Source organism: Caulobacter segnis (assembly GCF_019931575.1).
Lineage (GTDB): Bacteria > Pseudomonadota > Alphaproteobacteria > Caulobacterales > Caulobacteraceae > Caulobacter > Caulobacter segnis_C.
In genome coordinates this window covers 4,321,000-4,334,951 of record NZ_CP082923.1, presented here as the reverse complement: position 1 = coordinate 4,334,951, position 13,952 = coordinate 4,321,000, and the positions used below count along the sequence as shown (strand labels likewise).

The following is a 13,952-nucleotide window of genomic DNA, read 5'->3' as shown; positions in this document are numbered from 1 at the left end:
CCTCAGGCGTCCAGCACCGAGCGGACCTTGGCGGCCAGCGAGGGGGAGTCGTAGGGCTTGTCGAGCATGGGGTACTCGTCGGCCCAGTCGATGGCCTCCTCGCCGATGAAGCCCGAGGTCAGCAGGACCTTCAGGCCCGGATTGGCCCCGCGCGCCCGCCGGGCCAGGTCCAGGCCGCTGACGCCGCCGGGCATGACCACGTCCGAGAACAGCATCTCGAAGGCCTGCGACCCCTTCAGCCGGCGCAGGGCGCTGGCGGCGTTGCGGGCGGTGGTGACGCGGTAGCCCAGCGACTCCAGGGTGTCGACGGCCAGGGCCAGGACCGACGGGTCGTCCTCGACCACCAGGATGTGCTCCGAACCGGTGGCCTCCTCGGACGGCGCGCTGGGGGAGGCCTGGGTCGTGGTCGGCGCCTCGATGGCCGGCAGGGTGATCTCGAAGGCCGCGCCCTCGCCCAGGGCGGTGACCACCGTGACCTCGCCGCCGGACTGCTGCACGAAGCCATAGACCTGCGACAGGCCCAGGCCCGAGCCCTTGCCGACGTCCTTGGTGGTGAAGAACGGCTCGAAGATCCGCGAGGCGACGTCGGGCGCCATGCCCGGGCCCGTGTCGCGGACGATCAGGCGGTGGACCCCGCCCGGCGCGCTGCGGATGGCGATGGTGACGCCGCCCGCGCCGTCCATGGCGTCGCGGGCGTTGACCGCCAGGTTCAGCAGGGCGCTTTCCATCTGGGCCGGGTCGACGTGGACGAAGGCCGGGGCGTCGGCGGGCTCCAGCGACACCGACACCGCGTCGCCGACCGCCTGGCGGATCAGCGGCGTGAAGTCGCGGACCAGCTCGTTCAGGTCGACGGCGGCCGGGTCCAGACGCTGGCGGCGCGAGAAGGCCAGCAACTGGCGGGTCAGGGCCGCGCCGCGCTCGGTGGCCTGGCGGATGGCCTTGACCTGACGGGCGAGGGGAAAACCCTCGCCGCAGCGCCGCTGGATCAGGTCGACATTGCCCAGGATCACGGTCAGCAGGTTGTTGAAGTCGTGGGCGACGCCGCCGGTCAGCTGGCCCACCGTCTCCATCTTGCGGGCGTGGCCCAGGGCCTCTTCCAGGGCGCGGCGCTCGGTGTTGTCCAGCAGGGTGCCGAACACCACGGCCGCCCCGGTGTCGGGGTCCTCGCCGAGGATGCCCTGGTCGATCAGCGACTTGTAGGTCCCGTCGGCGCACAGCCAGCGATACTCGCAGGTATAGGACCCGGCGCGGCGGGCCTCCTCCTGGGCGCGCTGGACGATCCGCTGGTCGTCGGGATGGACATGGCCGTAGCCGAAGTCCGGATCGTCGGTGAAGTCGGCGGAGTCATAGCCGGTCAGGCCCTTGATGCTGTCGCTGACCGACAGGGCCGCGTAGGGCGGGTCGGCCATGCGCGAATAGAACACGATCGGCAGGGCCCGCTGGATGGCCTGCTGGCGGCGCAGGGACGCCTGCAGCGAACGCTCGGCCTCCAGCTTCTCGGCCTGGACGCGGGCGTGTTCCTCCAGGAGGCGCTGGCGGCTCTCCAGCTCCCGGGCCAGCTCCAGCCGCTTGATGTGCAGGTCGACCAGCACCTGGACCTTGGAGCGCAGGATGAACGGGTCCACCGGCTTGAACACCACGTCGACGGCGCCGGCCGAATAGGCCTTGAAGATGTGGCCCTCGTCGCGGAACACCGCCGTCAGGAAGACGATCGGCACGTCGCGGGTGCGCCGCCGTTCGCGGATCAGGGCGGCGGTCTCGTAGCCGTCCATGCCGGGCATGTGCAGGTCCAGCAAGATGACCGCGAAGTCGTCGGTCAGCAGCTTGCGCAGCGCCTCGGGGCCCGAGCGGGCGACGACCAGCTCCTGGCCCAGCGCCTCCAGCGCCTGGGTGGCGGCGAAGGCGTTGCGCTCGTCGTCGTCGACGATCAGCACCTTGGCCCGCGGTCGGTCGACCGGGACGGGCGTTGGCGGAAACTGGACGGCGGGCGTCGACATGATCGTCGTCACTACTGGGCGACGCTGGACAGGTTGACGCCAGAGAGGCCGATGACGTTGCCGCCGACCAGCTTGCGGGCGTCGGCGCGCTGCACCGAGACGCGCAGGACCGAGATCAGCTGGTCCAGGTCGACGGGCTTGGACACGTAGTCCGAGGCCCCGGCCTGGATGCACTTCTGGCGGTCGCCCTTCATGGCCTTGGCGGTGACGGCCACCACGGGCAGGTCGAAGAACCGGGCGCGCGAGCGGATCTCGCGCATGGTCTCGTAGCCGTCCATGTCGGGCATCATGATGTCGACCAGGACCATGTCGACCGACGGCAGGCTGTCCAGCAGCTCCAGCCCCGCGCGGCCGCTCTCGGCGTAGCGCAGCTCGATGCCGTATTCCTCCAGGGCGCTGGCCAGCGAGAAGATGTTGCGGATGTCGTCGTCGATGACCACGGCCGTACGGCCGGTGAGAACAGCGTCGGCGTGCTTGGTCTTGGTCAGCATGGCGCGGGCCGTGTCGGGCAGGCGCTCGACCGGGGCGTGCTGGATCAGGGCCACGTGGTCGATCAGCTGCTCGGCCGTGCGGGCCAGGCGGGCCGCGCCGGTGAACACCGCCAGGCGCAGGCGGCGCTCGTCCTCGGCGTCCAGCTCGCCCGGCGCATAGAGCACCGTCGAGCCCGAGACCGCGCCGCGCGCCTTCAGCAGGTCCAAGGTCGGGCCGACCGCGCCGCCGCCGCCTTCGGCGCCGATGGGGACAACCAGGCAGCCCCGCTCGCCGTCGAAGGTCTCGGGTGGCAAAGCGTCGAGGGCGGTCTCGATCCGGAGGACCGCGTCGAACACCGACTTCAACAGCTCGGCCGTCGTCTTGTCGCCGCCGACCAGGATCGGCGTGCGCTCGGGACGGTCGGCCAGACGGCGCACGCGGTCGAGGGTGGAGACCACCGCCTCTTGCTCCACCGGCTTGCTGGTGAAGCCCAGGGCGCCCATCGACAGCGACAGGCCGCCGCGATCGTCGGCCGAGATCACCTGCACCGGGATGTGCCGGGTCTCGGGGGTGCGCTTGAGCAGGTCCAGAAGGGCCAGGCCGTCCATGTCGGGCAGGCCAACGTCCAGCAGGATGGCCTCGGGCGCGAAGCGGCGGGCCAGGGACGGGACGCTGGAGCCCTCGGCCGTGACCACGCCCTTGAAGCCGTTGTCGCGGGCCAGGGCCAGCAGGATCGAGGCGAAGCGCGGATCGTCCTCGACGATCAGCACGGTCGGATCCTCGGGCCTGACGGTGTCGCGGTCGTCGACCACGCTCTCCACCGGCTCGTACGAGGGCGCGTCGGCCGTCGAGAAGGTGAAGGTCGAGGACGGCGCGGCGGGGACGCGCGGCGAGGGCGTCGGGGCCTGCTGCTGGGCGGTCGGGCTGAAGTTCAGCGGCAGGTAGAGGGTGAAGGTTGAGCCGACGCCGGGGGTCGAGACGACCTTCAGCTCACCGCCCAGCAGGCGGGTGATCTCGCGGCTGATCGACAGGCCCAGGCCCGTGCCGCCGTACTTGCGGCTGGTCGTGCCGTCGGCCTGCTGGAAGGCCTCGAAGATGATCCGCTGCTTGTCCTCGGGGATGCCGATGCCAGTGTCCTCGACCTCGAAGGCCAGCACCTGGCCGGCCTTGTTCAGGTGGTCGTTGCCCAGCGCCCAGCCGGACACGGCGCGGCGGACGGCCAGCTTCACCGAACCGGCCTGGGTGAACTTGAAGGCGTTGCTGAGCAGGTTCTTGATCACCTGCTGCAGGCGCTTGTCGTCGGTGTACATGGCCGGCGGCAGGGCCGGGTCGATGTCGATGGCGAAGTCCAGCTTCTTGTCCTGGGCCAGCTGGGCGAAGGTCCGCCGGGTCTGGTCGCGCAGGTCCCCGAACGGCATCTGGCCGATGTCGAGCGTGACCGTGCCGCTTTCGATCTTCGACAGGTCCAGGATGTCGTTGATCAGGCCCAGCAGGTCGGCGCCGGCCGAGTGGATGTTCTTGGAGAACTCCACCTGCTTGTCGCTGAGGTTGCCCTGGGCGTTCTCGCTGAGCATCTTCGAGAGGATCAGCAGGCTGTTCAGCGGCGTGCGCAGCTCGTGGCTCATATTGGCCAGGAACTCGGACTTGTACTTCGAGGTCAGGGCCAGCTGCTCGGCCTTTTCCTCCAGCGCCGCCTTGGCCTGCTCGACCTCGGCGTTCTTGGCTTCCACCTGCTTGTTCTGGGCGGAGAGCAGGACGGCCTTGTCCTCCAGCTCGGCGTTGGTCTGCTGCAGTTCCTCCTGCTTGGAGCGTAGCAGCTCCTCGGACTGGCGGAGGCTGGCGGCCTGCAGTTCCAGGCGGTCGTTGGTCTTCTTCAGCTCTTCCTGCTGGGCCTGCAGCTCGGCGGTCAGCAGCTGCGACTGTTCCAGCAGGCCCTCGGTCCGCATGTTGGCGGCGATGGTCGAGAGCACGATGCCGATGGATTCCATCAGCTGGTCCAGGAAGGCGCGCTGGGTCTCGTTGAACTCGCCGAAGCTGGCCAGTTCGATCACCGCCTTCAGCTCGCCCTCGAACAGGGCCGGCAGGACGATGATGCTGCGAGGCGCGCTCTCGCCCAGGCCCGAGCTGACCTTGACATAGTCCTTGGGGACGTTGGTCAGCAGGATGCGTTCCTTCTCGGCCGCGCACTGGCCGATCAGGCCCTCGCGCAGGCGCAGCTGCGCCGCCGGCGGCTTGCGGCGATTGCCGGCGTAGCTGGCCGCCAGGGTCAGGACCGGCTGGCCGTCCTCGTCGGCGTCGGAGACGTAGAACACCCCGTGCTGGGCGTTGATCAGCGGAGCCAGCTCGGACAGGACGAGGTTCGACACGGTCGACAGGTCGCGCTCGCCCTGCAGCATGCGGCTGAACCGGGCCAGGTTGGTCTTCAGCCAGTCCTGCTCGGTGTTCTTCAGAGTCTGATCCTTCAGGTTCCGGATCATCTCGTTGATGTTGTCCTTCAGCGCCGCGACTTCGCCGGACGCTTCCACGGTGATCGACCGGGTCAGGTCGCCCTTGGTCACGGCGGTGGACACCTCGGCGATGGCGCGGACCTGGGTGGTCAGGTTGGCGGCCAGTTCGTTGACGTTGTCGGTCAGGTCGCGCCACAGGCCGGCGGCGCCAGGCACCCGCGCCTGGCCGCCCAGCTTGCCTTCCGAGCCCACTTCGCGGGCCACGTTGGTCACCTGGTCGGCGAAGGTGGCCAGGGTCTCGATCATGCCGTTGATGGTGTCGGCCAGCGAGGCGATCTCGCCCTTGGCGTCCAGGGTCAGCTTGCGCTTCAGGTTGCCCTGGGCCACGGCGGTCACGACGTCGGCGATGTTCCGCACCTGGCCGGTCAGGTTGGCGGCCATCATGTTGACGTTGTCGGTCAGGTCCTTCCAGGTGCCGGCCACGCCGGGCACCTGGGCCTGGCCGCCCAGCTTGCCCTCGGTGCCGACTTCGCGGGCCACGCGGGTCACTTCCGAAGCGAAGCCGTTCAGCTGATCGACCATGACGTTGATGGTCGACTTGAGTTCGAGGATCTCGCCCTTCACGTCGACGGTGATCTTCTTGGACAGGTCGCCCTTGGCCACGGCGGTCGTCACGTCGGCGATGTTGCGGACCTGGCCGGTCAGGTTGGCGGCCATGAAGTTGACGTTGTCGGTCAGGTCCTTCCAGGTCCCGGCCACGCCCTTCACCTGGGCCTGGCCGCCCAGCTTGCCCTCGGTGCCGACTTCCCGCGCCACGCGGGTCACTTCCGACGAGAAGCTGTTCAGCTGGTCCACCATGACGTTGATGGTGTTCTTCAGCTCCAGGATCTCGCCCTTCACGTCGACGGTGATCTTCTTGGACAGGTCGCCCATGGCCACGGCGGTGGTCACCTCGGCGATGTTGCGCACCTGGCCGGTCAGGTTGCCGGCCATCAGGTTGACGTTGTCGGTCAGCTCCTTCCAGGTGCCGCCGACGCCCTTCACCTGGGCCTGGCCGCCCAGCTTGCCCTCGGTGCCGACTTCGCGGGCCACCCGGGTCACTTCGCTGGCGAAGGCGTTCAGCTGGTCGACCATGATGTTGATGGTCGACTTCAGCTCGAGGATCTCGCCCTTCACGTCGACGGTGATCTTCTTGCTGAGGTCGCCATTGGCGACGGCGGTGGTGACGTCGGCGATGTTCCGCACCTGGCCGGTCAGGTTGGCGGCCATGAAGTTGACGTTGTCGGTCAGGTCCTTCCAGGCGCCGGTGACGCCCTTGACCTGGGCCTGGCCGCCCAGCTTGCCCTCGGTGCCGACTTCCCTCGCCACCCGGGTCACTTCCGACGAGAACGAGTTCAGCTGGTCCACCATGGTGTTGATGGTGTTCTTCAGCTCCAGGATCTCGCCCTTCACGTCGACGGTGATCTTCTTGGACAGGTCGCCCATGGCCACGGCGGTGGTGACCTCGGCGATGTTGCGCACCTGGCCGGTCAGGTTGCCGGCCATCAGGTTGACGTTGTCGGTCAGCTCCTTCCAGGTGCCGCCCACCCCGGTGACGTTGGCCTGGCCGCCCAGCTTGCCTTCGGTGCCCACTTCGCGGGCCACGCGGGTCACTTCGCTGGCGAAGGCGTTCAGCTGATCGACCATGACGTTGATGGTCGACTTCAGTTCGAGGATCTCGCCCTTCACGTCGACGGTGATCTTCTTGGACAGGTCGCCATTGGCCACGGCGGTGGTCACCTCGGCGATGTTGCGGACCTGACCGGTCAGGTTGGCGGCCATGAAGTTGACGTTGTCGGTCAGGTCCTTCCAGGTGCCGGCCACGCCTTCCACGCGCGCCTGGCCGCCCAGCTTGCCCTCGGTGCCGACTTCGCGCGCCACCCGGGTCACTTCCGAGGCGAAGCCGTTCAGCTGGTCCACCATGACGTTGATGGTGTCCTTCAGCTCCAGGATCTCGCCGCGCACGTCGACGGTGATCTTCTTGGAGAGGTCGCCGCGCGCCACGGCGGTGGTCACCTCGGCGATGTTCCGCACCTGGCCGGTCAGGTTGCCGGCCATCAGGTTGACGTTGTCGGTCAGTTCCTTCCAGGCGCCGGTCACGCCCTTCACCTGGGCCTGGCCGCCCAGCTTGCCTTCCGTACCGACTTCCCGCGCCACGCGGGTCACTTCCGAGGCGAAGCTGTTCAGCTGATCGACCATGACGTTGATGGTCGACTTCAGCTCCAGGATCTCGCCCTTCACGTCGACGGTGATCTTCTTGGAAAGGTCGCCGTTGGCGACGGCGGTAGTCACCTCGGCGATGTTGCGGACCTGGCCGGTCAAGTTGGCGGCCATCAGGTTGACGTTGTCGGTCAGGTCCTTCCAGGCGCCGGTGACGCCCTTGACCTGGGCCTGGCCGCCCAGCTTGCCCTCGGTGCCTACCTCGCGGGCCACGCGGGTCACTTCCGAGGCGAACGAGCCCAGCTGGCCCACCATGGTGTTGACGACCTTGCCGATGCGCAGGAACTCGCCGCGCAGGGGGCGGTCCTCGTTCTCCAGGTCCATGGTCTGGGAAAGGTCGCCGTTGGCCACGGCGCCGATCACCCGGGCCATTTCGGCGGTCGGGTGCACCATGTCGGTGATCAGGCTGTTGACGGCGTCGACGCTGTCGGCCCAGGCCCCGACCGCGCCGGGCAGCTGGGCCCGCTGGGTGATCTTGCCCTGGCGGCCCACGACGTCGCGCAGGCGCTCGAATTCCTTGGAAATCCGGTCGTTCAGGTCGACGGCGTCGTTGAAGGCCTCGGCTAGCTCGCCGTCCAGGCCCGAGAGGTCGGTGGGCAGGCGGACCGAGAAGTCCCCGCGCCGGAACGCTCGCAGCGCCGCGAGAAGTTGATGGCCGTCGAGCTCACGGCCACTGGCGGACCGTTCCAAAACGCCTTGCATGCCCTGCACCCCCAACGTGCGATGACCAAAAGCGGGGGCTAAAGCGCGCGGTTCGGACGAACAGCGCGCTTAGAGCAAACCCACCCCCAAACTCTTTCGACAACGCGGCTGTTGAGGGCGAGTTCCGAAGCTTTGCAATTCAGGCGCCGGGCGTCGGCTAGTCGACCTTCTTGAGGCGCAGATCCTGGTAGTCGTAGCTGAAGTCGGCCAGGGGCGAGACGGCCTTGACCAGGGCCGAGACGACCTTGCCCCCCGCCAGGTCGAAGCTGAAGAAGGCGTCCTCCTGGGTGCGGTCGTCGAAGACGGTCTTGAACGTCTCGCCGTCGAACGGCAGCAGCTTGCCCTTCAGGGCCGGGGTCTTGTCGAACGAGACGGTCAGGCCCTGCGTCCTGCCTTTACCGGAGAGGCCGATGGTCACCGTGCCGTACCAGGGATCGCGATAGACGCCGGCATAGGCCGCGAGCGGCAGGCTGGGCTTGGCCCCGCCGGGGCTGGAGGTCGTGACCGAGCGGGCCGCGTCCTTGATCGTGTTGGCGTCGGCCTCGGCCTGGACCCGCTTGCTGGAGGCGATCCAGTCGAAGTCGCTGCGCCCCTGCAGCCGGTCGGGCCCGCCGAAGCGCAAGGACCGCAGCACCGGGGTCTCCTCGGCGTTGGTCATGATCATGATGCCCGACTTGCGGCCCGGCAGCAGGCCGGTGAACGAGATGAAGCCCGCCAGGCCGCCGGTGTGCCACAGGAAGCGCTCGCCGCGGTGGTCCTGGACGAACCAGCCCAACGCATAGGCCTGCAGCGAGGGGCGGACCGGGTTCTCGTCGATCGGCCCGTCCGACCAGGTGGTGATGGTCTGCGGCTTCCACATCTCGCGGGCCGAGGGCTCGGTCCACAGCCGCTTGGCGTTGGGCAGCATGCCCAGGCCCAGCTGCACCAGCATCCACTGGGCGATGTCCTTGGGCGTGGAATTGACCCCGCCGGCCGGGGCGGCGGCGTCGAAGCTGTTGTCGAACGGCAGCACCGTCTGGGGCCCCAGGCCGCGCACCGGCGGGCCCAGGCGCGCGTGCGGCGAGGCCCGGCGGCTCTTGTCGACCAGGGCGGGGCTGGAGACGGTGCTGGCCATGCCCAGGGGATCGAAGATCCGGGCCTTGATCATCGATTCCCAGCTCTGGCCGGTCACCGCCTCGATCAGCGCGCCGGCGGCGACATAGAGGACGTTGTCATAGGCGTAGCCGCCCCGGAACTGGCCGCCGATCGGCAGATACCTCAGGCCCGCCACGATGTCGGCGCGGGTGTGGGTCGGGGCCGGCCAGATCATCAGGTCGCCCGCGCCCAGCGTAAGACCGCTGCGGTGGACCAGGAGGTCGCGGACGGTCATCAGCCTGGTGACCACCGGGTCGCTCATCTGGAAGTCGGGCAGGTGCTTGGTGACCGGATCGTCCCAGGCCACCTTGCCCTCCTCGACCAGCATGGCGATCAGGGCGGCGGTCATGGCCTTGGTGTTCGAGGCGATGCCGAAGACGGTGTTCTCGTCGCAGCGGTCCTGGGTCCCCAGAGTCTTGACGCCATAGCCCTTGGCCAGGGTGACCTTGCCGCGCTCGACCACGGTGATCCCCAGGCCCGGCTGGTCGGGGAAGGCGGCCATCACCTCTTGCGCGAACTGGTCAACCGCCGCGGCGACCGAGCCGGTCTGCTGGGCCCCGTTTCCTTGAGCAAGGGCCCTGTTTCCGAACGCCGCCAGGCCCGTGGTCGCGAGCGCCGAGACGAGGGCGGAGCGGCGGGTCGTGGCGAGCATGGGCGGTCCTCATGGTAAAGGCCGCGAGGCTAAGCTGATGCTCAAGGGCGGGACAAGAGAGCAAAATAAACCGCTCATCCCCGCGAAAGCGGGGACCCAAGCTGAGCTCGCTTTCCAGACCACGCTGCAAGAAAGTTCGCCTTCCTAGGCCTTGTGCCTAGGACCCATGGATCGGCTGGGCTCGGACTTTCCAGAATGACGCCGCTCGCGTTGGCGAGAGCCAGGTTGGCCTAGCGGCGGCGGAACGATGGGTCCTAGGCACAGGGCCTAGGAGGGCTGAAATATTGGACCTTCAGCTTGGGTCCCCGCTTTCGCGGGGATGAGCGGTGTTTGGGGCTTAGTTGCCGCCATCCAATAATCTCCGCGCGATCACCTGGGCCTGGATCTCGCCGGCGCCCTCGAAGATGTTGAGGATGCGGGCGTCGGCCAGCAGGCGGCTGGCGGCGTATTCCATGGCGAAGCCGTTGCCGCCGTGGATCTGCAGGGCGTTGTCGGCGGCGGCCCAGGCGACGCGGGCGGCGATCAGCTTGGCCATGCCGGCCTCGAGGTCGCAGCGCTTGCCCTCATCCTTCTGGCGGGCGGCGTAGTAGGTCAGCTGGCGCACGCCCATGATCTCGGCGGCCATCATGGCCAGCTTGTTGGCCACGCGCGGGAACGCGAAGATCGCCTGGCCGAACTGCTGACGGTCCAGGGCGTAGCCAAGGCCGACCTCCAGGGCCGCCTGGGCCACGCCGACCGCGCGGGCGGCGGTCTGGATGCGGGCGCTCTCGAAGGTGGCCATCAGCTGCTTGAAGCCCTGGCCGGGGACGCCGCCCAGGAGGTTTTCGGCCGGCACGGTGAAGCCGTCGAAGCCCAACTCGAACTCCTTCATGCCGCGATAGCCGATCACCCCGATCTCGCCGCCGCTCATGCCGTCGGCCGGGAAGTCGTTCCCCTCGCCGCCGCGCGGCTTGGGGGCCAGCAGCATGGAGAGGCCGCGATAGTCGGTGGTGGCCGGGTCGGTGCGGACCAGCAGGGTCATGACGTCGGCGCGGGCGGCGTGGGTGATCCAGGTCTTGTTCCCGGTCACCACGTAGTTCTCGCCCTCCAGCACCGCGCGGGTGCGCAAGGACCCCAGGTCGCTGCCGGTGTTCGGCTCGGTGAAGACGGCGGTCGGCAGGATCTCGGCGCTGGCGATGCGGGGCAGCCAGTATTCCTTCTGGGCGTCGGTGCCGCCGGTCAGGATCAGCTCGCCGGCGATCTCCGAGCGGGTGGCCAGCGAGCCGACGCCGATCCAGGCGCGCGATAGCTCCTCGGAGACCACGCACATGGCGGTCTTGCCCATGCCGCTGCCGCCGAATTCCTCGGGGATGGTCAGGCCGAACACGCCCAGGGCCCCCAGCTCCTCGACCAGCTCGATCGGGATCAGCTGGTCCTTCAGGTGCCATTCGTGGGCGAAGGGGGTGACCTTTTCCTCGGCGAAGGCGTGGAACTGGTCGCGGATCATCTCGAACGTCTCGTCGAGGCCGGTATGTTCCAGCGTCGGGCGGCCGCGCGCCTCGGCCAGGCGCTGGGCCACGCGGGTCTTCACGCCTTGCGTCCCGCCCTCGACCATCAGCTTCATGAGGCCGTTGGAATAGAGGCGGTTCAGGATCGCGCGATCCTCGACCAGATGGGCCGGGCGGACGATCTCGCCCTGGTTCATCGGCACGCCGCCGACCAGCTGGGCGCAGTATTCAGAGAACAGCAGCTGGGCCAGCAGGGCCTCGATCTCGCCGAACCGACCCTCAGCCTCCAGCCGCTCGGCCCAGCCTGCGACCTGGTTCAGCAGCTCGGCATAGGCCGCGTACCAGCCGTAGCCGTGGACGCGGTGCTGGTGGACGTCGGCCAGCTTGCGATCGATCTTGCCATTTTCACCGGTGATGTGGGCCAGCACCTGGGGCTTGGCCTCTGCCACGAACAGCCCCGCCGCGTCGGCGGCCTCGCGCAACAGCCCCGTCAGGCCCGGCAGAATGAGGCTGGTTTCCTTGGTCGCCGTGTCGGTCATCGCTTACTCCCCTGCGCATACATTTGTTTTTCTTCACCGTGGCCCATTTCGCATGTGCGAGCAATGCCGCGCTGCAGCATGAGGTTGGAAAAAGCGGGTCGTCCGGTCGTCCACTGGAAAATGTATCGACTTCGAAACAATCGGCGGCGGTCTGAAATGTTCGGCGGCGTCTAACCAGAGTGGCGCCCCTCGGCCACGGTTCGTCCGTGTCCAGCCAGAGCGCCCTGCCGGGGGGCGCCAATGGAAGACTGCGCGAAGACGATCGCGATCGTGCTGCACGATCTGCCGCTGGGGGGATCCGAGCGGATCGCGGTGCGGCTGGCCAACCGCTGGGCCGCGGCGGGCCGGCGGGTGACCCTGTTCTGCGGTTCGCGCGAGGGGCCGCTGGCCGCGCTGATCGACGCGGGGGTCGAGGTGGTCGAGTGCGATCCGCCGATCCCGCGCGGGCGCGGCTCGCGCCGCCGGCTGGGCCATGCGACCGCCGACTATGTCGCCGCCCACCGGCCCGACATCCTGTTCGTGCCTGGCAACTATCACTGGCCGATCCTGCCGGCGATCGACGCCCTGCCGGCCGACCGGCGGCCCGGCGTGGTCGCCCAGATCGGCACGCCGCTGTACCGCCACGGCCGAGGTCGGCTGGCCCAGATCCCGTACAACCTGCGCACCTGGCGGCAGCTGCGCCGGGTCGACCGGGCCATCTCGCTGTCGGACAGCATGACCCGCGACGCCGACCGGGTGCTGGGCCGGCGCGTGACCCAGCGGATCCGGCTGCCGGCCCTGGACGACGCCGACCAGGCCTTCGCCCGCCCCGCCGAAGGCAAGGTGATCCTGGCCGCCGGCCGGCTGGTCAAGGAGAAGGGCTTCGAGGTCGCCCTGCGCGCCTTCGCCAAGGTCGAGGACCCGGAGGCCCAGCTGGTGATCGTGGGCGAGGGCGGCCGTCGCGAGGCCCTGACGGCCCTGGCCCGGGAGCTGGGCGTGGCCGACCGGGTCAGCTTCCCCGGCTATGCCCGAGACATCCGCCCGTGGCTGGAGACGGCCCGGGCCTTCCTGCTCAGCTCCTATTACGAGGGCTATGCGGCGGTGATCGTCGAGGCGCTGGGCGCGGGGCGTCCCGTGGTCAGCACCGACTGCACCCCGGCCGCCGGCGAGCTCTTGGGCTCGCGCCTGGCCGGCCAGGTGGCGCCGATCGGCGATGTCGAGGCCTTGGCCGCCTGTCTCAACGACGAGCTGGCCCGACCCGCGCCGGATCCCGCCGCCCTGGCGGCCCTGGTGGACGACTACCGGATCGGCCCGATCGCCGACGCCTATCTGCGGGTGTTCGACGCCGTGGCCGCCAAACGCGCCGCCCGCGTGCGGGTCAGGTTCGTCGCGCCCGCTTTCGCCATTCCCTTCGCACGTCCAGCGCCAGGGAGGCTGGCGACAGCTCGAACCGCTTGGCGTCGATCAGCGTGACCGGCCCCGCCGCCGCCAGGGTGTGCAGCCCTTGGACGTGGCGGCCGAAGCTGGGCGGGGCGGTGATCGGTTCGTCCGCCTCGGCCTCGAAGCGGTCCGGGGTCAGGGTGGTGATCCGCAGGGCGCGGATCGCCCCGCCATAGGTCCGCCGGCAGTCCTGCACGGGCAGGACGATCGCGCCGTCGACCACGACCGGCGTGCCGCCCGGCCGCGAGCTGCCGGGATCGTAGCGCACCGGATTGCCGGCGTGCGGCGTCCAGGGGCCGGTCAGCCGCTCGGCCCAGGCCACGTGCAGGGCGCTGACCTTGTCGGCCTTGGTCGTGGCCGGCGTGTAGAACAACCACCACAGGCCGTCGTGGAAGATCGGGGTGGCGTCGATCGCCACCTGGTCCAGGTCCAGCACCGCCGCCGGGACCCAGCGGGTCGGGAACTCCTCGGCGCGATACAGGGTCAGCCGCCCCGACTTGTGCGCCTCGGGCAGCATGTAGGTCTCGTCGCCCGCTTCGATGATGAACGGGTAGGACAGGTGCCAAGGCTCCTTCAGGGCCGGCCGGCGGTCCAGCAGCGTCAGGTCCGCGTCGAAGGTCAGCACCTCGATCGCCCCGACCCGGTCGCGATAGTCGTAGATCTCGGCGAACACGTAGAGGCGCCCGTCGCGCCAGACGCCGATCGGGTCGGCCAGGAAGCGCAGCGGCCCGGGATCGGGGACCCAGGTGACGGCGTGGCCGGCCAGGGCCCCTGGCGCCAGCAGCTCCGCCAGCGGCGCGCGCACCAGGCCCACGCGCCACATGTCCTTCACCAAGCCCAAGAGC

The 13,952-nt window shown here is 69.1% G+C and carries 6 protein-coding genes; 1 reads left to right on the top strand and 5 read right to left on the bottom strand.

All coding sequences use genetic code 11. The features are described from left to right. Positions 1 to 2: 2 nt before the first annotated feature. The 4 genes from K8940_RS19855 to K8940_RS19840 form a co-directional block, all read right to left on the bottom strand. Positions 3 to 1,997: a response regulator gene (locus K8940_RS19855; protein WP_223391778.1), complete on the bottom strand. Its 1,995-nt coding sequence runs from the start codon at positions 1,995 to 1,997 to the stop codon at positions 3 to 5. 11 nt (positions 1,998 to 2,008) lie between these two features. Beyond that, complete coding sequence (locus K8940_RS19850; protein ID WP_223391777.1) at positions 2,009 to 7,876, bottom strand: HAMP domain-containing protein; 5,868 nt, start codon at positions 7,874 to 7,876, stop codon at positions 2,009 to 2,011. 157 nt (positions 7,877 to 8,033) lie between these two features. Next, on the bottom strand, positions 8,034 to 9,662 hold the full coding sequence (locus tag K8940_RS19845) for a serine hydrolase (protein ID WP_223391776.1): 1,629 nt from the start codon (positions 9,660 to 9,662) through the stop codon (positions 8,034 to 8,036). 337 nt (positions 9,663 to 9,999) lie between these two features. Continuing rightward, complete coding sequence (locus K8940_RS19840; RefSeq protein ID WP_223391775.1) at positions 10,000 to 11,688, bottom strand: acyl-CoA dehydrogenase family protein; 1,689 nt, start codon at positions 11,686 to 11,688, stop codon at positions 10,000 to 10,002. Positions 11,689 to 11,928: 240 nt separating this feature from the next. Between K8940_RS19840 and K8940_RS19835 the strand changes: the two genes are divergently transcribed. Beyond that, entirely contained in the window at positions 11,929 to 13,140 is a 1,212-nt protein-coding gene (locus K8940_RS19835; RefSeq protein ID WP_223391774.1) for a glycosyltransferase, read from the top strand. Here K8940_RS19835 and K8940_RS19830 read toward each other — a convergent pair. After that, a complete protein-coding gene (locus K8940_RS19830) occupies positions 13,046 to 13,948 on the bottom strand; it encodes a hypothetical protein (protein WP_223391773.1) in 903 nt (300 codons plus the stop codon). The two genes, K8940_RS19835 and K8940_RS19830, sit on opposite strands and share 95 nt — an antisense overlap. Between the last annotated feature and the right edge of the window lie 4 nt (positions 13,949 to 13,952).